At 49.6% G+C, this 20,494-nt stretch carries 18 protein-coding genes; 12 read left to right on the forward strand and 6 right to left on the reverse strand.

Translation table 11 applies throughout. The annotated features are described in order from the left end of the window. Nucleotides 1–247 precede the first annotated feature (247 nt). The 12 genes from C9J03_RS11440 (at nucleotide 248) to nifB (ending at nucleotide 13,878) form a co-directional block, all read left to right on the forward strand. Nucleotides 248–1,066, forward strand: a complete 819-nt coding sequence (locus C9J03_RS11440; protein ID WP_052829812.1) for a transporter substrate-binding domain-containing protein — start codon at nucleotides 248–250, stop codon at nucleotides 1,064–1,066. A gap of 84 nt (nucleotides 1,067–1,150) precedes the next feature. Next, the gene (locus tag C9J03_RS11445) at nucleotides 1,151–2,257 is read left to right on the forward strand and encodes an amino acid ABC transporter ATP-binding protein (protein WP_052829811.1); all 1,107 of its coding nucleotides are present in this window, start codon (nucleotides 1,151–1,153) and stop codon (nucleotides 2,255–2,257) included. Nucleotides 2,258–2,313: 56 nt separating this feature from the next. Continuing rightward, nucleotides 2,314–3,516: a B12-binding domain-containing radical SAM protein gene (locus C9J03_RS11450; protein ID WP_162845558.1), complete on the forward strand. Its 1,203-nt coding sequence runs from the start codon at nucleotides 2,314–2,316 to the stop codon at nucleotides 3,514–3,516. A 14-nt stretch (nucleotides 3,517–3,530) separates the two neighbouring features. Then, on the forward strand, nucleotides 3,531–4,166 hold the full coding sequence (locus C9J03_RS11455; protein WP_044623748.1) for a hypothetical protein: 636 nt from the start codon (nucleotides 3,531–3,533) through the stop codon (nucleotides 4,164–4,166). A 12-nt stretch (nucleotides 4,167–4,178) separates the two neighbouring features. Continuing rightward, complete coding sequence (locus C9J03_RS11460; protein ID WP_044623747.1) at nucleotides 4,179–4,997, forward strand: nucleotide-binding protein; 819 nt, start codon at nucleotides 4,179–4,181, stop codon at nucleotides 4,995–4,997. A gap of 9 nt (nucleotides 4,998–5,006) precedes the next feature. Further along, a complete protein-coding gene (locus tag C9J03_RS11465; protein WP_044623746.1) occupies nucleotides 5,007–6,365 on the forward strand; it encodes a nitrogenase component 1 in 1,359 nt (452 codons plus the stop codon). A gap of 10 nt (nucleotides 6,366–6,375) precedes the next feature. Further along, on the forward strand, nucleotides 6,376–7,677 hold the full coding sequence (locus tag C9J03_RS11470; RefSeq protein WP_044623745.1) for a nitrogenase component 1: 1,302 nt from the start codon (nucleotides 6,376–6,378) through the stop codon (nucleotides 7,675–7,677). A 163-nt stretch (nucleotides 7,678–7,840) separates the two neighbouring features. Continuing rightward, nucleotides 7,841–8,569, forward strand: a complete 729-nt coding sequence (locus C9J03_RS11475; protein ID WP_044623744.1) for an ABC transporter permease subunit — start codon at nucleotides 7,841–7,843, stop codon at nucleotides 8,567–8,569. A gap of 1 nt (nucleotide 8,570) precedes the next feature. Then, the gene (locus C9J03_RS11480) at nucleotides 8,571–9,272 is read left to right on the forward strand and encodes an amino acid ABC transporter permease (protein ID WP_044623743.1); all 702 of its coding nucleotides are present in this window, start codon (nucleotides 8,571–8,573) and stop codon (nucleotides 9,270–9,272) included. Nucleotides 9,273–9,298: 26 nt separating this feature from the next. Next, entirely contained in the window at nucleotides 9,299–10,204 is a 906-nt protein-coding gene (gene dapA / locus C9J03_RS11485; RefSeq protein ID WP_044623742.1) for a 4-hydroxy-tetrahydrodipicolinate synthase, read from the forward strand. A 7-nt stretch (nucleotides 10,205–10,211) separates the two neighbouring features. After that, nucleotides 10,212–12,428 (forward strand): molybdopterin-containing oxidoreductase family protein, encoded by a 2,217-nt coding sequence (locus tag C9J03_RS11490; RefSeq protein WP_146149075.1) that lies wholly within the window; start codon nucleotides 10,212–10,214, stop codon nucleotides 12,426–12,428. 121 nt (nucleotides 12,429–12,549) lie between these two features. After that, the gene (gene nifB / locus C9J03_RS11495; protein ID WP_052829809.1) at nucleotides 12,550–13,878 is read left to right on the forward strand and encodes a nitrogenase cofactor biosynthesis protein NifB; all 1,329 of its coding nucleotides are present in this window, start codon (nucleotides 12,550–12,552) and stop codon (nucleotides 13,876–13,878) included. A 33-nt stretch (nucleotides 13,879–13,911) separates the two neighbouring features. On the opposite strand, the gene C9J03_RS11500 is transcribed toward nifB, so the two are convergent. The 6 genes from C9J03_RS11500 to torT form a co-directional block, all read right to left on the reverse strand. After that, nucleotides 13,912–15,309 carry an MATE family efflux transporter gene (locus C9J03_RS11500; protein ID WP_044623739.1) on the reverse strand — a complete coding sequence of 466 codons (1,398 nt, stop codon included), beginning with the start codon at nucleotides 15,307–15,309 and terminating at the stop codon, nucleotides 13,912–13,914. A 142-nt stretch (nucleotides 15,310–15,451) separates the two neighbouring features. Further along, complete coding sequence (locus tag C9J03_RS11505) at nucleotides 15,452–16,639, reverse strand: multidrug effflux MFS transporter (protein ID WP_044623738.1); 1,188 nt, start codon at nucleotides 16,637–16,639, stop codon at nucleotides 15,452–15,454. After that, complete coding sequence (locus C9J03_RS11510) at nucleotides 16,639–17,283, reverse strand: recombinase family protein (RefSeq protein ID WP_044623737.1); 645 nt, start codon at nucleotides 17,281–17,283, stop codon at nucleotides 16,639–16,641. Before C9J03_RS11510 ends, C9J03_RS11505 begins: the two co-directional genes overlap by 1 nt. A 113-nt stretch (nucleotides 17,284–17,396) precedes the next feature. Then, nucleotides 17,397–18,377: a zinc-binding dehydrogenase gene (locus C9J03_RS11515; protein WP_044623736.1), complete on the reverse strand. Its 981-nt coding sequence runs from the start codon at nucleotides 18,375–18,377 to the stop codon at nucleotides 17,397–17,399. A 218-nt stretch (nucleotides 18,378–18,595) separates the two neighbouring features. Continuing rightward, nucleotides 18,596–19,054, reverse strand: a complete 459-nt coding sequence (locus C9J03_RS11520; protein ID WP_044623735.1) for a methylglyoxal synthase — start codon at nucleotides 19,052–19,054, stop codon at nucleotides 18,596–18,598. 291 nt (nucleotides 19,055–19,345) lie between these two features. Further along, nucleotides 19,346–20,416: a TMAO reductase system periplasmic protein TorT gene (gene torT, locus C9J03_RS11525; protein ID WP_082060646.1), complete on the reverse strand. Its 1,071-nt coding sequence runs from the start codon at nucleotides 20,414–20,416 to the stop codon at nucleotides 19,346–19,348. Nucleotides 20,417–20,494 lie beyond the last annotated feature (78 nt).

Raw genomic sequence — 20,494 nt, forward strand, 5'->3', positions numbered from 1 at the left:
TATATCCTACCTTTCCTGTATCTTGTCAATAAAAACATATACACAGCGATATCGTTAATATTGTTGTTAGCAAACAAGGCCAAAAATATAATTTTGCGCGAACATTATTAGCTGGCGTTTTTTATTGTTCTTTATGTTAATTGATTTTGATCAAGAATGCTCATGACTAGACTGTTATTGTTTTTTTAGTTTTATTTTTTCATTGTCATTAATAACCCGTCTATCAATAATCAATGGAGTTGATGTTTTGCGTAGGATCGTATCTTTTCTTTTTGTTTTTTTTTCGCTCGGTTCACTTCAGATTCATGCCGGGAATTTATTTGATGAAATTAGTGCTAGAGAGGAAATAAATATCGGTGTCGGGTATATGGTTCCGCCGATGAATTATATTGATGATGATGGCGTACATACTGGTTTCGATGTGGATTTAGCGTTTGCAATCGCAAAGCACATGGGGAAAACCGCTAACTTGGTTAAGGTCAATAATAAAACACGAGTTAGTTTTCTGGTTACGGGCAAGGTCGATATTGTTATTTCCAGTATGAACCACACTGTCGGAAGAGATAAGGTGATCGATTTTAGCGACGTCTATCTTTATGACGGTAAGCGTATATTGGCTAAGCGCGGACGCTTTAGCTCTCTTCAAGACTTCGTCGGTAAGCGGGTTGCTGTCGTACAGGGAAGCAATGCGCGCACTGCTCTTCATGAGAAGCTCATCGAGTTGGGCGATCCTAATCCACAGATTCTTTCTTTTCAAAGCAACGCAGAGTGTTTATTGGCATTAAAAACGAATAAGGTCGATGGCTACACCAACGACACCGTTATTTTGTTAGGAACGTCAGGCGGTGACAGCCAGTATGAAGCCGTCGGAGAGATATTCAGCCCTACATTCTTCTCTATTGGTGTACCAGAAAATCAATCAAAACTGCGCGATGAGGTGAACTTTATTCTGCGGGATATGCACCTCTCAGGTGAGTGGCGAGCAATTTACGACAAGTGGTTTGGCCCATCTTCTCAGTACTCCTTGCCCGGCGAGCCTAAGCTGCCACCGATATGGCCAATGTAATTGGTTCGTTAATGGGAGTACCGGTATGTGCGTGGTTGTGCCCGTTGATTGTTTCACGACTTGTTGACTACAAAGTGATGATAGATGATTGAAATTAATAATGTTAGTAAGCACTTTGATGGAGTCCCTGTTATATCGAACGTCTCGTTCGATATCAGATCTAGTGAGGCTGTCGTTATTTGCGGACCTAGTGGGTCAGGCAAGAGTACTCTGCTAAGGATGATCGCTGGACTTACGAACCCCTCGGCAGGTGCAATTTCCATCGACGGTGAGCCTGTCCAACGTCGCACTTTTAACGGGCAGATAGGGCTGGTACTGCAGGAACCTTTTCTGTACTCGCACCTTAGCGTTGTTAACAATATTGCGTTGGCACCTTGTCGGGTTAAAGGCATATCAATGAAGCAGGCGCGAACCCTCGCATTGAACTTGCTGCGAGAGTTTAACTTGCTCGATAAGGCTGATGCTTATCCCCACGAACTGAGTGGTGGGCAAAAACAGCGAATATCGATACTCAGGGCTTTGGCAATGGAGCCTGAAGTGGTGTTGCTTGATGAGCCTACTTCCGCTCTTGATACCATCAGTACTCAGGAAGTTATTGGGACAATAAAACGGCTGACCGAACGTCATTGTACGGTGGTTGTTGTGACACACGAGTTGAGTATATCCAATATGATTGCTGATCGTGTTGTATGCATGGACCGCGGCGAGGTACATGAGATAAGTACGCCATATGATCTTGTGACAAGGCCGCGTTCGTTAATTGGCAAAGAGCTATTCTCGCAAAGTGTATCTAGCGTATCCACCCATGATCGTATCCGTCTAACAAAGAATATTAATGTCGGTGTGAGGGGCGGGCTTCATGTAGAGCATCTTTCTTTTATTACAGTGATGGAGCAAAAGCTAGCAAGCAAAGCGAAATTTCACCACTACGAAAATGTTAGTCCTGAGGTGTTGTTGAGGCTGGGTATTGTCGATATATATATTGACTATTGCTGTGGGCAGAATGTTTCAATAGCCACCAAGTCATATCAATTGTTCGGTAATGAAAGCGATTATCAGGTGACTACATTTGCGAAAGATATTATATGGAATCAATTGGTATTAGGAATGATTGAATCGGATCATCCACCCATTGAACAAACCAGTATGTCAAAACCAGCATTGCACTTAATCGAGACGGCAGTAATTTAAGTTCAGATAATATTCTATTGTGCGATAAACCGAAAAGAGTAATTCGGAGATAAATCTTGACCAATATAAAGATAAAAGAAACACCGGTTAGTGTTCTGGTGTTGTCGACCTATGAGGCTTATTTACAGCCTCTTACCGCAGCAAAATTATCGAGGCAATTAAAACAAAGTGGCTGTGAAGTTAGAGTGGTCGATTGTTTTGTACAGTCTCTTGATATAAAACTAGTGAAAAGTTTTGATAATATCGCTATTTCTGTACCATTATCTGACTCAATAACGACAGCAATTAAACTGCTTAATGTTGTTAGGGAATTAAACCCTAAAGCGAAAGTAGCATTGTTTGGTGCGCATGCGATATTAAATAAAGTCGAGCTTGAAACCCAGTATTCCGTTGCGATCCCCTCTGATGTGGCAGGATTCTTTACGGGATTAAAAACTGCCAATGACCATAATATAATCCCAGATAGAGAATCTTTATTGGGCTTAAAGCATTATGTATACCCGGGTGGACTGATAAACGATAAGGTGGTTGCCAACATTGAAACCACGGAGGGGTGCCGATTCAAATGTACGCATTGTAGTGTGTTTTCACTGGCTAAGGGTAAAGTCCTTTATAAAAAGCTCGACTGCGTAATGGAAGAAATTGCCTTCGCGGTTGAAAATGGTGCGGAGCACATTTCATTTACAGACCCTGAGTTTATGAATAATGCGACACACACGCCGGCAATTATCGATGCAATGCATTGCTCCTACCCGCACCTGACCTTTGATGTTATTACCCGTGTCGACAGACTGTTGCGCTATAAAGACGCCTTCATTACCTTTTTTGACAAGGGATGCCGGTTTATCACGACAGCCATTGAGTTTCCCGATGACAAGGTGCTAAAGGCTCTGCAAAAAGGTTATCGGACCAAGGACCTCGGAGCGTTGGCTGAGCTGATCAAGACGACCGATATTGTTGTCAACCCAACGCTGATCACTTTTACCCCTTGGGTCGACAAGGCCACGATATTGGCAGGGGAGCAGTATTTGGCCGAGATTGGGCTTACAGAGATCATCGACCCGGTCCAATCGAAGACCCGCCTTATGCTAACTAAAGATTCTAATCTTTTGGGCACCCCCCATCTTGAGGGTATCGAGTTGAGCGAAACTGAGTTTGGCTATGATTGGTGCCACCCTGATCAGGAGGTCGATGAACTATACCGCCAACGGGTATCTACTATGGGCGGCGGCTTCAACCGTTGCTGCGTTCGTTGTTAATGCAAGGAGTGATTATGAACGAAGAGCGAAGAGATTGTTACAGCGTTACTGCCGTCAATAACAGTAACCAGCAAGTCGTGTTGAACTACTTGTACAGCGAACAATTGATACAGCCTGAATCAGGAAGCGAGGCCTGTTGTTGCGATACCAAAGGTGAGTCGTACTTTAGCTCGAATCCTACTCTGGTGCTGTGGCACAGCGATAGCATTGGGGAGCATAAACCTTGTGCCGTGATGGTATTCGAACTGAGTAAACCGGAAGAAAAGTTGGCAAGCCTTGAGCTAATTCATCTTGGTTCATGCAATGAACCGGATTCAAACATCCGGCTGATGTTGCAGCATGGTTGCCAGCACATGTCGTCGTTAGGCTTCAAAAAAATTGAGTTAAGCTTGGATACTCATCCTGCGTTGACCGAAGCCGCAGTGAGGTGTAGCGGCTTTGCTCAGGAGTGCCGCAGCCTGTCGGCGGTCTTCCACAGTTACCTGCCCATGTATTTTTCCAGTATGGCAGACAGCCAGACAGCTGTGCAGCTTCTTTCGGCGGTAAACGCGGGAACGTTTAGTGCAGTAGCCAATTACCAAGACGGCCATATCGTACTGTCCATTGACAGCTTTTTAGGTGCCGAGCGTCACCTAGTCATCCAATCATAAGAGTAGGAAAACATGCTTAAGCTAGCTATTTACGGCAAAGGTGGAATTGGGAAATCAACAACATCTGCCAACCTCTCGGTCGCGCTGGCAGAGATGGGGTACAAAGTGATGCAGATTGGTTGCGATCCCAAAGCGGACTCGACCAAGAACCTCACCGGAGGTGTGAAGATCGCGTCGGTATTGAGTATTACCAAAGACAAGCGGATCCACGAAATCAGTATCGAGGACGTGGTTCATGAAGGCTATAAAGGTGTTTATTGCGTAGAGGCGGGGGGACCCGAGCCGGGGATTGGATGTGCCGGACGCGGGGTGATTTCGGTACTCGAGTTTCTGACCAAGTTGGACGTATACAACAAGCTCGGCATTGATATCGTGCTTTATGACGTCCTTGGGGATGTTGTGTGCGGCGGATTTGCCGTGCCGCTGAGGGCTGGCTATGCCGAGCTTGTCTATGAGGTTACCTCTGGCGAGATGATGGCAATGTATGCCGCTAATAATATCGCAAAAGGGATCAAACGTTTTGCTGAGCGTGGCGGCAAAGTACGCCTTGGTGGTCTCATCTGCAATGAACGCAACGCCTTCCTTGAGAAAGAGAATGTTAGCATGCTGGCCGACCGTCTCGGGAGCCGAGTGGTGAAATTTGTACCGCGCGACAACATAGTACAAGAGTCGGAAATGGTAGGGAAAACCGTACTGGAGTTTGCCCCGGAGTCGGTCCATGCCGACGTGTATCGCCAATTAGCGAGAACCATCCTGGACAATCAAACTTACAGCATTCCCACCCCGATGGATGATCAGGCGTTTGAGTCTATGTTAAATGCAGCGCGATAGGTGGATGGGATGGAGATAGATCAAAGGATTGAAACCGCAAGCTCGACAATTGGGCGGCTGAGCGAACTGGTGTATGGCATAGAGAAAGATTGGATAAACATTAATGAAAGCCTGGATATGCACCAGTTTTGCGCCTTCTGGGGGGCGTCAGACGTCTTTAGCTATATCAATGATTGCGTTGTTCTTACCCATGGCACAGCAGGTTGTATCAACAACCGTCGTTTTTTGATCCCCCAGGGCAGTCAGGACAGGTGTGATACGGCGCCGCACCTCTCTACTGACTTTAAAGAGAACGATGTCGTGTTTGGCGGTGAGCAAAAGCTCGAGCAGGCTGTCAGTCAGGTTATCTCGGATATGCAGCCTAAGTTATTGGCAGTTATCACCAACTGCTGCGCGGATATTATCGGTGACGATGTCGGCGGTATTGTCGAGATGGCCTCTGACGGGGAAACCAAGACAACTTGGCTCGATACCGGGGGCTTTACCGGTAAGTCCTACCGGATCGGAACCGAATACGCCTTTGAGAAGATCGTTGAACTTATGGCTCGCCAGCCGTCCGTACCGGTGAAGAAAAAGAGTGTCAATGTCTTCCTGCGACGGTGGCTTCGTGGGGATACTCAGGTGCGGGAAATCGAAGAGTCTGTGCGTCTTATGGAGTTGATGGGACTGACAGTTAATAGTGTTTTCCATAAAGGGAAAACCTTCGATGAGGTCATGGCGCTGCGAGAAGCTGAAGTAAATGTTGCCCTTTGTTTTTATTTTGGTATGTCCCTGTTTCAGGGAATGGAGGAGCACTTTGGGACGAAGATGGTTAAAGCCACCACTCCAGTAGGCTTGGACAATACTCTCCATTGGTTAGGCGAAATTGCCACGGTTTTGGATACCGAATTTTCGCCTGAGCTGCATGATGAAATCACCCAGACCAAGTCGTTGCGCCAGAAAGCCCGTGAGGTAATAGGCAAAGGCCGGGTGGCCATTATTTGGACCCAGACTGGAGAGCGGCTTATCGCGATGGCGAAATTGGCACAGGATCTCGGCCTCACGCCGTTGATTGTGGGAATTGACCCGGCAATCGTACGCGACAAGCTGAAGATCTTCAAAAAGGAACTTAATGGTCAGTTTGATCCCTATATCACCATTCTCAGTGGTATTGATGAAGTGCGGGCCCTTGCCCATCAACTTGATAACCCAGTGATATTTTGTAACGACGACTATTTTCATGAGTTCGATGTATTCCGGTACCGCTTTGCCAACAATCAGGTATATGGCCTCAAAGGCGCCCAGCTGATCTACCAGAAAATCTGCGACGAGCTAGGACGCAGACGCAGTCGATACTCGCTTATCAGCGAAGTTACCTATTCGGGTTAAGGAGAAAATAATGCAAGGACTAGCACTTACGGATGACACGCACTGTGCCTATATCGATCCCGCCTCGCGCTGCTCGATTCTTGGGGTTGGTCAAGTCGCCGCACAGGTCAAGAGCGCAGCGGTTGTCGTGCACGGCCCGAAGGGATGCCTATATCCCGTCTATGAAGCTACGCTGCAGAGCAACTTTCCTTACAATTATACCGAAATGTGCGAAAGCAGTGTTGTGTTCGGCAACGAAGAAGTGATCCGCGATAAAATCCTCGATACCTACTACGATAATGCCCCCAGCCTGATTGTCGTGGTGACGACGTGTAGCTCGGAAATTATCGGGGATGATGTTGACGGGGTCATATACTCGCTCAAAGAAGAGATTGCCTGCCCGATAGTCAAGGTCGAGGGGGTAGGGTTTAAGAAGAACCATGCTGAGTCCGTCCCCCATGCGATGGGCACGATCATCGAGCACCTCGCCAGGCCTGCTTGCTGCAGTAAACAACCGGCATCTGACATTAACCTTATTCCCCATATTGGAACGACATCGCGCTGGAAGGATGAAGCAAGTGCTATCAGGCAATTGCTGGAAGAGGCGGGATACACCGTGAACCTGTTGTTTTGCGATAGCGAAACTGCCGCTTTAGCTGATGCTGGACGCGCGAAGCTCAATGTGTGTATCAACCGTGAGGTAGGGGAGCCGCTGGCTAAGCAGCTTGAGCAGGCGTTCGGTACGCCATACTTGGCGCCTGTACTGCCAATCGGTCTGGAAAATTGCGTGCACTTTATGGATAGCATTGACCAGTATTTTTCCCGCAATAACCATCAGCGTTATGATGATCTCGCTGATACCAGCCGGACCTATTTTCGCGCGGCGCTGGGAAAAATGGCCAACCTCAACCCTTTGGAGCTTGCCCAGCGAAGTGCCACCGCCGTCATTGGTGACAAGGAGCAAGTCAGCGCGTATATGTATACCTTGAGTCGCGAACTGGGGATCACCCCTTGCCTTGCGATCATTAAAGCGGCCGAGACGGACAAGGAGCATATTCAGGCGCTGGCTGATGAGCATCGAGACTGCCGTTTTGTGTGTACCGATGACAACATGGTCATTAAAAAAGAGCTCACAGCGGTCAAACCGACCATTCTCCTGGCTAACGACTTTGAATACCAATTGTGCAAAACGGTCTGTGAACCGAGTTACATTAATATTAGCTATCCTGGGGCCCGGATGATACGTATGCGCGAGGAATATCATGTCGGATTCAAAGGGGTACTCATTTTGGCCGAGCAAATCATTAATGCTGTTATTCAAATGAGGTTTTAACCGATCATGAGTCAAGAACAAGCAAAAAGCAAAGCAGAAAAGATCCCTCAACTACAGGAGCGTCTGTTGACAAAAGAAGAGCTCAATAAAAAGTTCGGCTATCAACGCAACAATGATCTGAGAAATATAAAGAGAAAGAGGAGCAGCTGCTGCTAGGTGAATTATGAGCTACGCGTTTAGGTGGGATCTTGTTTTATCACCATTTTGGTTAGATTCTCTTTTAATGGGCTTTTACTATACAGCTGGCCTGTTTATATTCTCGTCCATGCTATCTCTTATGTTGGGAGGGGCTTTTGCGTTTGCTGAATTATCAAATTACATTCTAATATCAAAAATCTCTAAAGTGATTTGCCATTTATTGAAGAATACACCCGCACCGTTTCTTATGCTTGCATGCTATATTTTGTTTCCAGTTCTTTTTCCTGCAGAGATAAGGGATATAATAAATGGTTATCAACATTTCGGTTTTTATTCAGCGGTTGCTGGATTGACTCTTAATTGTGCGCCTTATATGAATGATGTTATCAAGTCAGGTTATGGTGCTATTCCAAGAGGCGTATACGATGTTGCTCGTGTTTCAGGTTTTAAGAAATATCAGATAGCATGGTTAATAGTTGTGCCAGGACTACTAATTTCAATTTTTCCCGCGATGAACTTACGTTTAGTGCACAATTTTAAGAATACATCACTCGCGATGCTGATCAGTGTTCCTGAACTAACATGGCAGTCCCAAGAAATTGAGTCAATAACGTTCGCGAGCATTGAAGTCACGACCGTGGTTACGGTTATCTACATTGTTTCCAGTCTCGTGATTTCGAGAACAATTATTACACTCGAGCACGTGCTTTTCAGCTATCTGCGATGGCCGAGATTTGATCTGCTTGGAGGATAGCTTGGATATAAATTCGCTGTCATATTATTGGGATATTATTGCTGACCTCTACTTCGGACTCGGAGCAACAACCGGGGGTTTGATGATAAACCTCGGCTTAGCTTTGGTCGCTATTCCAACCTGTTTTGTATTCGGCTTACTGGTGGCATTACTAAGTGGTAGCCGTTTAATGCCACTGCGCGTTTTTAGTAAGATATATATTGAATGCGCAAAATCAACACCCTTGATTTTGATGATTTTTTGGTTCTATAGTTTACTGCCTGCATTTTTTGGGATTGACGTCGGCCTGATAAAAAGTGGCTTTTACGCGATTGTTTTTATTGAAACGGCTTATATGTCAGAGGTCTTTAGAAGCGGGCTTAACTCTATTGAACATAGAACTATCGAAATTGCCAAAGTTAATGGTTTAAATCGTTTCAGCATTATTGTTTATATTATAGCGCCACAAGTAGTGATTCGTATGTTGCCGGCTTTGATTGGTGTGTGTATTTCACTGTTTAAGGATACGAGTGCTATATATATTATAGGTGTGGTTGAGTTGACCCAAACGGGAAGCATCATTGCTAATCGTGATCCAGATTCCTTAATCTTTATCTATATCGTTACAGGCTTAGGTTATTATGTTGTATGCTCGCTATTTTCATTTGTTGAGCGAATTGTAAGTAATAGATGCGTATATCAAAGCGTAAATGGATTACAGTAAATTAAAATTAATTAAAAAGGACTAATATGAACACTTATGAAGGAATATACGTTCCCCTAGTGACCCCTTTTAAAAATGGGGATATCGATTGGGAGAGTTTGGGTCAGTCAATCGAATATTATATCAGTGTGGGTGTTGCCGGTATTGTTCCCTGTGGCAGCACTGGCGAATGTTGTACGCTATCACATGATGAACACAATAAAGTCATTCAGTTTTCTGTTGAGCAAGTTGCAGGGCGAATAAAAGTTGTTGCTGGAACGGGTTCAAATAGTACCTATGAAGCCATTAAATTATCGCAGGCGGCTGAGCAGGCTGGAGCTGACGCGGTGTTGGTGGTATCACCTTACTATAACCGTCCATCACAAGAGGGTATCTACCAATACTTTGCAGATGTCGCGGCCTCAGTCAATATCGATGTCATTCTATATAACATCCCAGCCCGAACCGGATCTAATATCAGTGTTGATACTGTTGTCCGACTGTCAGAAATTGCCAATATCAAAGGGATCAAGGAAGGTTCTGGTGATATTCAGCAAATGACCGATCTCGCGCATCATTTCTATGATCAAGATTTTGCCATCTTGACGGGCGAAGACACGCTGCTCTATCAGCTTTCCACGCTCGGTGGTAATGGCGGGATCATGGCAGCGGCGTGTGTTTACCCTGAGCAGTTGATCAAGGTGCATCAGTTGGTCCGTGATGGTAAGTCCCTGCAGGCAAGTGAGCTGGACCGCCTGCTACGTCCGGTTATAAAAGCCTTATTTCTCGAAGCTAATCCCGTGGTTGTCAAATACGCCGTTTCCCTGAAGCTCGATATACCTTATGAGCTGCGCAAACCGCTGCTACCGGTTACCGAGAGCAATAGGCAAAGAGTGGAGGCGGCGATGCGGACAGTGGATAGCGCTCTGAGCAACAGTGTGATGCCAGTGTGAGCCCTGCGTGAGTTTGGCAACGCGAGAGGACGATCCGCTTGGCGAGGGGGCGGCGCTAGTCGCAACCTTGTGCTATATGTGTTCGAGTGAGTGTGGCTTGTTGGTTTCGGAAAAAGCTGGCAAGGTTAGAATAAAAGGCAACCCGGCCCACCCGGTTAACCGAGGTAAAATCTGCCCGAAAATCAAGTCGGCTCTTAGCCTACTGTACTCACCCAGCCGAATTCTGTCCCCCAAGAAACGGGTTGGCGCCCGGGGGGAAGGGAAGTTTATTGATATAAGCTGGCAACAGGCATTTCGTGACATTGCGACAAAACTTGAGGCGGTCCGCGAGCAATACTGCAGTGAAGCGCTGACGATGTTATTTGGTGAGAAGCCGGATCATGATGTTGCCTATTGGTTCGCTTTTCTCTATGGCACGCCCAATATCTTAGATCACAACAGCCTGTGTGATACCAGTAAACGCTTGGCCTATAAGTCGGTCTTTGGCGAAGGGCAAGAGCGGCCTCTACCTGATCTTCAGCGTCCAGCCTGGACCAACTTGGGATACAGAGAAAAGCACGATTGCCGTCTGCTGATCTTGGTCGGCGAAAACCCGGCTGAGGCAATACGTTATTTTTGGTTTTGGCAAGGGATCTGCGAGGCAAAACGCCAGGGAATGACCCTGGTCGTGGTTGACCCTTACCAAACCAAAACCGCAAAGCTGGCGGATCTGTGGCTTCCTATCCGACCGGGGACTGACGTTTGTTTGTTGCTTTACTTGCTGAAGAACGTTGTCGATTCAGGTGCTTATGACCGTGAGTTTGTAGACGTTCATGTCAGTGATTTTACTAACATGCAGCATGAATTGTCGGTGCCCGTATTGGATGCCGGACTGACGCGATACAGCCTGGAGTGGGTGGCGCATATGACTGGCCTTGAGCAGCAGTATTTGCAGCGATTATCAGCGTTAGTCTGCACAGAGAACCCACTGCTTATTTCTGTAGGCAAGAATGGCGTTGCCCACCAGTACAGTGGCTTTTGCACGACTCGCCTGGCAGCGATCATCACTGCCCTTAGCGGTAGCCTTGATGTGCCCGGCGGACTCTTGCTACGGGATCCGCCGCGCTACAAGTCCCTCAGCAATTCAAGTGACTTGCTAAGGGCTGGTCAGGCAGACAAGCATAAAGATTACAGCGGTCGCTTTCCCCTAGCATCTCATGGCGTCGTATCAACGATCCCCAGCGAGATCCTCGATGGTGTGACGATAATGGAAGGGCCTTGCAAAGGTCACCAATACCAGACGAAAGCGCTGATCGTAACCCATGGTAACCCGTTGCTTACTGCTCCTGACAGTGCGCAGTGGCGTAAGGCGATGACGGCCAGAAGCGGTGATGGGTACCAGCTATCCCTGCTTGTGGTCAATGATAGTGTTCTGCATGATACTGCACTGTATGCCGATTACTTGCTGCCGATGCGCCATTTCCTCGAAAGGCAAGGGGTCACCGAGCAGGAGTCGGCAATCCCGCTTACAGGGCTGCGTCAAATGGCGGTCACTCCGCCTGCGACAACCCGATCACCGCTCGAAATCTATCAGGGCTTAGCCCAAGCATTCGACTCATCAGATGGCTTTGCCCCTTTGCTGGCATTAACTGGGGATGATGACTGGTGTGATAGAACACTTGGCAAGGCGGGTGAAACGGCGGAGCTTCGCATGCAGGGCGGGGTGCAGGCCAGGCCCATCCGCTACCGAAAGTTTACCACGCAAGGCTTCGCCACTCCCACAACCAAAGTAGAGCTCTACCCTCATGGCGCTAAGACGCTGGCAGAACAGGCTTATTACAGAAATGAAGCAAGCTGTTATGCACAAGCTTCGTCAAAAGCACGATTTCGGCTGATCACCGGTCGGGTTTTGGGCCATGTCCACTCGCTGACACCGCTGCTTGATGGGGCTTCGGCATCTCCTTATGTATGGCTGAACAATGTCGATGCGCAAGCCAAGGGGATAAAAACGGGTGATCTCGTAAAGTTGGATGTTGAGGGCAAAGCCTCGCTTATAGCCCGCGCCAAGGTGAGCCTGGTCTTACGCCAAGGTGTCGTTAGGGCGCTCTACGGCTGGGGCAGCGCACTCTCCTCGACCCCCCATAACTATAACATCAATGAACTCATAGATAGTCGTCACCTGCATCCGATCAGTGGTAATGCAGTTTTTGGCGCAGTGTGGGTAACAATTAACAAGCTAATTTGAATGAAAAAGAATGGATGAAATCATACCCGTAGTTAATCTAGATGCGTGCTCTGATAACTTATGTAAATCTCGTGGCTGTACAGACCCTCGTTCTCAAGACAATAGTCTTAATCACCTGCCAATGGCTGTGCAAGCCAAAATAGAGGATCACCCTTGCTACAGCGATGAGGCTCATAACTATTTTGCGAGAATGCACGTGCCTGTTGCCAGTCGGTGTAATATTCAGTGTAACTACTGTAATCGGAAGTTTGATTGTGCCAATGAAACCAGGCCCGGAGTGGTAAGCAAGCGCTTAAAGCCGCTTGAGGCGGTTGACAAGGTGCTTGCTGTAGCCAAGGAGATACCGGAACTTTCCGTGGTCGGTATTGCCGGTCCCGGCGATGCGTTTGCGTCGGCAAAACAGACGATGCAAACCATCACGGAGCTTTCGCGAGTCGCCCCCAACCTCAAGCTCTGCGTTTCGACAAACGGCCTGATGTTACCCGAACATGTCGATGAACTGGTTGCCAAAGGCGTCGAGCATGTGACGGTAACGATAAATACTCTGCGCCCGGAAGTCGGTGCCAAGATTTATGCGTGGATCTACTATGACGGCCAGCGTTTGAGCGGTGAGAAGGCCGCCAGGATACTGATTGGCCGCCAGCTTGAGGCGGTCTCGATGTTAACTCAGCTGGGGGTTTTGGTTAAGGTCAATACCGTTTATATTCCCGGTGTCAACGATCGCTGTATCGTCGAAGTCAGCCGTGAAATCCAACGGCGCGGTGCCTTTATTCACAATGTAATGCCGCTGATCTCCAAACCGGAATTTGGTACGGCATTCTCCAAAGCCGGCCAACGCGAACCCACAGCCGCAGAGCTCGATGCAGTGCGTGAGGAAAGCTCTGGTAGTATCCAAATCATGAAACACTGCCGGTTATGTCGAGCAGATGCCATTGGTAGGCTGGGACAGGATAAAAGGGCAATGTTTGAGTCGGCGGGTACGCCTTCAGTTGCGGAACCTCGTTCGTACGATAGCCATGCCCTGTTGCGCTATAAGCAGGCGGTGACAACGATCCTATCCCGGCGTAGGGCGCTACGCGAAAGCGTAGGTCTCAGCGCGCTTGACTCAAGTATCGTTCGGTTTTATGTGGTGGCGACAACAGGAGATAGCCTTATTAATCTTCACTTTGGCCACGCGCAAGAGTTTTTGGTCTACAGGGTGGATCCCTATGGCTGTTCGCTCCACTCACGGCTTGAGGTCGAACAATATTGTGCTAATGGTTATGGCAAAGAGGGTGTATTGCTTTCCATGATTGAGAAGCTCAAGGGCTATGATGGTGTCTTTGTTGCGAAGATTGGACGCAAGCCCCGCCTGATGCTTCAGGCGGCAGGAATTAATGTTATCACCGATTACGCCCATCAGGATATCGAATATGCGCTTAGGAAGCACAGTATCGAATCGCTATCCTGATAGACAGTCCCGAGTCATTGCGGACCTCCCCCCTCAGTTTAAGAGCTCAACGGCTTGGACCGGTCGGCGGCGGATCACGTAGCGTAGGCGCAGCAGCATAAACAGTGCCGCAACGCTCAGGCCGGTGACAATTCCCACCCAGAAGCCGGTTTCGCCCATGGCCGGTACCACCTTGTCAGTCAGCCCCATTATCATGCCCAGAGGCAGTGCCAAACCCCAGTAGGCGGTGATCGCCAGGATCATCGGCACTTTGGTATCTTTGTAGCCACGCAGTGCACCATTGGCGGAGGTTTGCAGTGCATCGCTAAACTGGTATACCGCGGTATAAATCAGCAGGGTAGCGGCGGTTGCACTGACCGCCGGGTCCGTGGTGTACAGGCGGATGATCCAATCAGGGAACAGCAGGAAAAAGCCCACTGAAATCAGAGAGAGCAGGCCGGCGACGGCAATACCGAACAGGCTGCGCTCCTTGGCACCCTGTTCGTTCTTAGCTCCCAGGGCGTGGCCAACACGGATAGTGATACCGAAAGAGAGGCTCATCGGGATCATGTAGGTCATGCTCGAAATGTTCAGGGCAATTTGTGCCGCTGCGACATTTTCGGCACCGATACGGCCAATCAGCAGGGCGATTACGGCAAAGATACTGCCGCACACCGCGATGTTCATTCCGATCGGCACGCCCAGCTTGAGCAGGCGCAAGCCATCTTGGACCCTCGGCTTGATATCGGCAAAGTGAATGATCTTTTTATAATGGTGATGCCCTTTGATGTAAGAGTAGAGCAAGCCGGACATCACCCAATAGACGACACTTGTTGCCCAGCCACAGCCGACTGCTCCTAGCGCCGGGAAGCCAAACTTTCCGTAAATCAGCACATAGTTGATCGGGATGTTCAGCAGCAGCCCGATAACCGAAACCAGCATCGGGGCGCGGGTATTGTTCATGCCTTCACAGAAGCCGTTTAAGGTGTAGAACAGGGCAATACCCGGCACACCGAAAGCCAGTGCCAGCACGTAGTCGCCGGCAATCGGAATGATTTCAGGGGCGACGCCGATGGTGGCCAGGATGTTGCCGCCTTGCGATAGGTAGATAATCAGCAGGCTGCTGACCGAGCCAGCGACCCAGAGCATCTGGATGAATTCGGTACGTACCTTGTCGAGTTCATTGGCGCCACGGTGAAACGCGACCACCGGCGTGAGTGCCATGATGATGCCACGAAGCAACAGGGAGACCGGCAGCCACAGGCTGGTGCCCAAGGCAATCGCAGCCAGATCGGCAGCGCTGACTTGGCCGGCCATGGTGGTATCAACAAATCCCATTGCTTGTGTGGCAAGCTGGGTCAGAATGATTGGAATCGATAGGTTCATGAGTGAACCCGATTCACGGGTAAAGCGAGAAAAAAGCGTTGTGCTTTTCTGTGTTTGATTTTGCATGGAGTATAGAGAACACCAATATAAATGCACCAGTGGAAGCAGGATGGCGGGCGTGCATTTTAGGGTGTGCCTTTCGAGGCGGGGGGAATATATCCAGCCTGTGCATAAAGTGCAAGGCCGGATATGTAAGTGATTAATAAGATCAGGCCGGCTGTACCTGAGGGCTTACCCTGAAGCCGCGGAGGATATTGCTTAGGGTGATCAAGGCGAATATCACAATGACAATGGATAAATGCCATGGTTGGCTGAGACCCAGCTTCACCAATCCCATGCTGACAATAGACGAAGCTATCATCTGCCCGCCCCCCGACATAGCGGCAGCTGCGCCAGCCTGTTTCTTGTAAGGCTGCATCACCATTGCTTGTGAGCAGGGCAGGGCAATACCATTGCCCAAAATCATCAGAAACTGGCCCAGCATCAGGTACAGCGGCTCAACCGGGCAGAAGAACAGCCAAAGTGCGGCACAGCCATGCAGTACCGGGGTGAATAGCAACATTTTCTGGGTGCCGATTTTCGGCCGGACCCGGTTGGTCAGGGTGGTGCCGGTCAACATGCCAAGAGCAGGGATCAGTGCCCACATCGCATATTCGTCGGATGTCATGCCGATTTGGTTTTGCATGATGAAAGGCATGACTGAGACTGTGGTGATCATCAGGCTGAAGTTAAGCCAGCCGATACTGGCAAAGCTCATGAAATAGCGAGAAGTAAGTAGCTGCCAGTACTGCCGGGCTATGTTCTTCGCTGAAGGCACCTTCGTTCTGGTTTTCATGGTCTCCTTGAAACGCAGCGCAATCACAATCCAAACCAGGCTAACGTAGCCCAGCAGGGAGGAGAACACCATGGTCCAGCCGAAGTGGAAGTTGATGAACCCACCGATCACAGGTGCCATCAGTGGGGTCAGCGATGCAGCCATTGCAATATAGGACATGGCCAAGGGGAGTTCTGCGCCGCTGAATTGGTCACGGGTGGATGCCCGCGCAAGCACTGCGCAGCAACCGGTGCCTAGCCCTTGAAGAAAACGCCCCAACACCATGCCGGTAAAAGAATGGCTGAATGTGATGATCACTATCAGGCCGGTCAGGGCGATCAGCAACCCTGTCATCAACACTTTCTTGCGGCCCAACGCGTCTGAAATGGGGCCGTAGAGGAATTGCGACGGGCCAAAGCCGAGCAAATAGATACTGACCAGCAACTGTGCCTGATCGAGCGTTATGTCAAAGTCTTTGGCAATCCACGGCAGGGAAGGGAAGACCAGCCCCATACTTAACTGCCCGACACTGATGATCAGGCAAACCAGTCCCAAGGCTTTCCAGAAATTACGGTCTGTCATTACAGCTTGTTATCCTTGTGGCGTTTACAGGTGTGCCGGGTACGCAATGCGCCTTCATCATCGAACTGGCTTAATTTACTTTTTACACGCTTGACGGTGGAAATGCTGACATTACAGCTATCCGCGACGTGTTGTAGTTTGTGGCCTTCGAGCAGCATGGCCGCGATTCCCCGGTGTTTCTCGCGATCGGCAGGCCGGCCGCGGAATTTTTGCTGCCACAGCTCGGGATCTTCCTTTATTGCTTTGCGGCTATGCTCGGCAGCCAGCAACCTGCGACGGGTCTGGACATTGCCATAGCCGCTGAGAAGAGAAAGCAGCACCCGGCTCGCCTCCGCCTGTGGCGCAAACGTCAGCGGCTCTGACAAGGTGTAAAGTGTGACGCCCTTGTCGAGCAGTGCCGATACCGTTGCCTGGACCTGGTTGAAGTCATGCCCCAGTGCCGTTAACCACCAAACCCATATTGCGTCGCCGTCTTTGAGGCTGTCGAACATTTGGCGAAACGCTCGGCGTGCCATCGGGTCGATATCACCACGTACGCGATCTTGGACTTGCTCTGCTTCCGGTTCGGCGGCAAGCAAGGCATCAATTTGCTGCTGGTAGTCGGTATTCCTGGGAGAGAATCGTGAATAGATATATTTTGCCATAAAGCAAAATTTGGCTCATTTGATGTAATGGTTCATAAATATACCGTGGTCAACCTTTAAACACAATGAACAGAACCTGACTTGGTGGTGTTGTGGCGGATATTCAGGCCATGTTAGCTAACGGTCATTACCAGCTTACCGCTATGTTGCTGCTCTTGAAGGTGTTTGAGTGCTTCGGGAAGCTGGCCGAAGGCATAGACGTGATCCACCATAGGATCGAGCTTGCCCTCGCTGACGAGGCAGGCCAACTGGTTACCAATATCAGCGAGATGCTGGATATGCTCGATATGGCCGTGGGAGTAGGTGCCGTGCAGGGCGACTTCATGCAAGCTGAGGGCTTTGGTTGTCGCCAGCAGCGGTACCTGGTTGAACTGATCGGCAATCATGACAATATGGCCGTTGTAGCGGACCAAGGCGCTCATGGTGCTGCCCGACTTGGCCGACACACAGTCAACCACCCCGTGTACTAATTTGTCTTCGGTGTATTCGATAAGCCGCATGGCGATGTTTTCCGTCTGCGGATCAATAACTTCATCCACACCGTAGGACAGAAGCCGTTGGTGGTGCTGGCTGTCGGCAATGGCATAGACAGTGGCGCCAGCCAATTTTGCCAGTTGGACGGCGAAACCGCCCACACCGCCTCCGGCACCGGTAACGGCGATGCTTTGCCCTGCCTCGAGCCGGAGTTTGTCATGAATGGCGATCCACGCTGAGTAGCCTGCGCAGGGAAGGGCTGCAGCCTGGGTGAAGCTGACATTGTCGGGTAATCGACTGACCGCATAGGCTTTGGCCTTGCTGTATTGGGCGAAGCCCCCGCCGTCCCGGGGATCAATAAATGCCATGACCCGATCGCCGGGCTGGAAATGGTGGACGTCCTTACCGACGTCGGTGACCGTACCGGCAATATCCAGCCCGATAATTTGGGGGTAGTGCCAGGTAGCATAGCCCCAATGCGCAAGTTTATAGTCGATAGGGTTGAGGCCGACAGCTTCTACCTTGATACAGATATCTTCAGCGGAAGGGACGGGTTGGGGCGCCGTAGCCAGTACCAATTGATCGATACCCTCCGGCTGGTTCAATTTCCATGCTTTCATTGGCCACCACTGCGATTCTTGTTGTATGTCATGTGTTTATTATCTCTTATAACAATAAACCAAATTTTCACTTTTGGGTGGTTTGGGCGCAGCGACGGGGCGGAAGAGGCTACAGGCGAGGAGGCGGTTGCTGATTAGGGTAAAACCCGCCAATAAAAAACGCCTCTTGGCGAAGAGGCGCTTGCTGGACTTTAGGCGACGGCCTGGCTGGAGTGTTCTTAGCCTAGGCGTTCGGTTAGGTACGCGTCGTAATCGGGGATTTCGATCTCGACCTTTTCCGCCAGTTTTGGCGAAGAAATCATGAAGTTCGCGCTGGCACGGTTGGTTGCTACCGGAATGTTCCAAACGGCTGAGATACGCAGGAGGGCTTTCACATCAGGATCATGGGGTACCGCATTGAGTGGATCCCAGAAGAAAATCATCATGTCAATCTTGCCTTCGCAGATCAGTGCACCGAGCTGTTGGTCACCCCCCATAGGTCCACTGAGCAAGCAGTTGATCTCAAGACCCGACTCGCGTTCAATCATATGGCCTGTTGTACCTGTGGCGTACAGAACATGGTCTTTTAACTTGTCCTTGTGCTCATTGACCCAGCGAAGCAGGTGAGCTTTACAATTATCATGAGCGACAAGCGCGATGTGTTTGGTTTCTTCCATTGTGCGGGTTGTTACGTGCATCTATTACTCCACAGAGACAAAATTGACAACAGCTGTCGCACAGAGTTTACGGCTCGAGTATGACAGCTGTGTGGTGTTATCTGTATTTTTATAACGCCATATGTAATGGATTGCACTTGGCAAGGGAATAGCATGTGCAACGCAATTCGAGGCATCAGGTATAAGTACCAGAGCTGACCATGGAAGTACAAAGAATTCTTTTCAAATCATTGGCTAGGTAACAGAATTCTGTCATGCGGGACCAGCCGTGGCCGGTCCTTGGATGGAAATACAACAGAGTAGGTGTCGGTATTACGGCGCTTCCACATGGAAGACGGGGCGAAATTCCGCAGGAGAGAGCGACTCGGCAATGGCATCGCTGTCGAGGCTAGCCGGTGTCAGCAGGGCAAGGATCGGGGCGAGATCTTTGTTCAAAGGCTTGCCTTCCAGATACCTGACCGCCTGATCGACTGACAACATTGCCTGCTGGGCCATCTTATCCGTTGGAGCAAAGAGGATTTTGCCGCGCAGCAAACCACGATATACCCCATGACTGAGGTAGGTCGACAAGATCTGGGTCTCTCCGCTCAAGTGCTTGGTTCTCAGTTCACTGATCGCAACTTCTGCCGCTACCGCCCCACCGACAATGTAGTTAAAGTGCTGCTCGCTCGCCAGCAGCTGCTGGATCAGGTTACGCTGTAGTTCCTTGCTGTGATCGGCCCATAACGTTGTGACAATCTTAATATCGCTGTCTTTGGTCGCATCATAAAAGCCCTGTACTACCGGCTTGGTGCCGCCACGTTTTTGCGGCCCGGGCAGCAAGGCCACATTGACCATACCACTGCCTTTGGGGTGGCGTTTTGCCAGAAACTGGCCGGTAAGGCGTCCCATTTCGTACCAGTCGATTCCCACTCTGGCCATCACGTTGTCATGGCTGTCTGGGTCTGTGGTATCAAGGTAGTTGATGGTGGCAAAGACCGGAATATCCTCGGTCAGCTGGGTCAGCCTATTCTCATAGGCTAGGCTATCGACGGTACCAAGGATAATGGCGTCGGCTTGCCATTTACGGCAGTCAACCAGTTGGCTTTGCTGCCTATCGAGGTTCGGGTAGCCGCCGGCTTCCAGGACTTTGAGTTCGACGCCGAGCTTTTTCGCATGTTCCACCATGCCGTAATTGACAGATAACCAATAGGAGTCTTTAAGGTGCGGGTAAACGGCACAGAGCTTCCACGGTTTGCTGGCGGTATCGAGCGGTTGGTAATGGATTTTCGTGGCTTGTTTGTTGGCCTCGAAAGGAGGGCTGTAAGCGATAACCTCGACCGCATTTGCAGTGTGGCTGAAGCCGGCGATTGCCAGCAGTGCCATCGCAATTTTGTTTATCATGTTGCAACCGTCTGGAAGTAGGTCTGTTGTTTCGGCTGGCGAGTATATTCCAGCCAATAAGAGTAGAGCAATGTTGTG

The organism is Photobacterium gaetbulicola (genome assembly GCF_003025515.1).
In the GTDB taxonomy this organism is placed as follows: Bacteria; Pseudomonadota; Gammaproteobacteria; order Enterobacterales; family Vibrionaceae; genus Photobacterium; species Photobacterium gaetbulicola.

Coding starts and splice junctions, on each gene's coding strand:
- C9J03_RS11445 (WP_052829811.1), top strand. CDS start 1,151: ATGATTGAAATTAATAATGTTAGTAAGCACTTTGATGGAGTCCCTGTT.
- C9J03_RS11455 (WP_044623748.1), top strand. CDS start 3,531: ATGAACGAAGAGCGAAGAGATTGTTACAGCGTTACTGCCGTCAATAAC.
- C9J03_RS11460 (WP_044623747.1), top strand. CDS start 4,179: ATGCTTAAGCTAGCTATTTACGGCAAAGGTGGAATTGGGAAATCAACA.
- C9J03_RS11465 (WP_044623746.1), top strand. CDS start 5,007: ATGGAGATAGATCAAAGGATTGAAACCGCAAGCTCGACAATTGGGCGG.
- C9J03_RS11470 (WP_044623745.1), top strand. CDS start 6,376: ATGCAAGGACTAGCACTTACGGATGACACGCACTGTGCCTATATCGAT.
- C9J03_RS11475 (WP_044623744.1), top strand. CDS start 7,841: ATGAGCTACGCGTTTAGGTGGGATCTTGTTTTATCACCATTTTGGTTA.
- dapA (WP_044623742.1), top strand. CDS start 9,299: ATGAACACTTATGAAGGAATATACGTTCCCCTAGTGACCCCTTTTAAA.
- nifB (WP_052829809.1), top strand. CDS start 12,550: ATGGCTGTGCAAGCCAAAATAGAGGATCACCCTTGCTACAGCGATGAG.
- C9J03_RS11500 (WP_044623739.1), bottom strand. CDS start 15,309: ATGCAAAATCAAACACAGAAAAGCACAACGCTTTTTTCTCGCTTTACC.
- C9J03_RS11505 (WP_044623738.1), bottom strand. CDS start 16,639: ATGACAGACCGTAATTTCTGGAAAGCCTTGGGACTGGTTTGCCTGATC.
- C9J03_RS11510 (WP_044623737.1), bottom strand. CDS start 17,283: ATGGCAAAATATATCTATTCACGATTCTCTCCCAGGAATACCGACTAC.
- C9J03_RS11515 (WP_044623736.1), bottom strand. CDS start 18,377: ATGAAAGCATGGAAATTGAACCAGCCGGAGGGTATCGATCAATTGGTA.
- C9J03_RS11520 (WP_044623735.1), bottom strand. CDS start 19,054: ATGCACGTAACAACCCGCACAATGGAAGAAACCAAACACATCGCGCTT.
- torT (WP_082060646.1), bottom strand. CDS start 20,416: ATGATAAACAAAATTGCGATGGCACTGCTGGCAATCGCCGGCTTCAGC.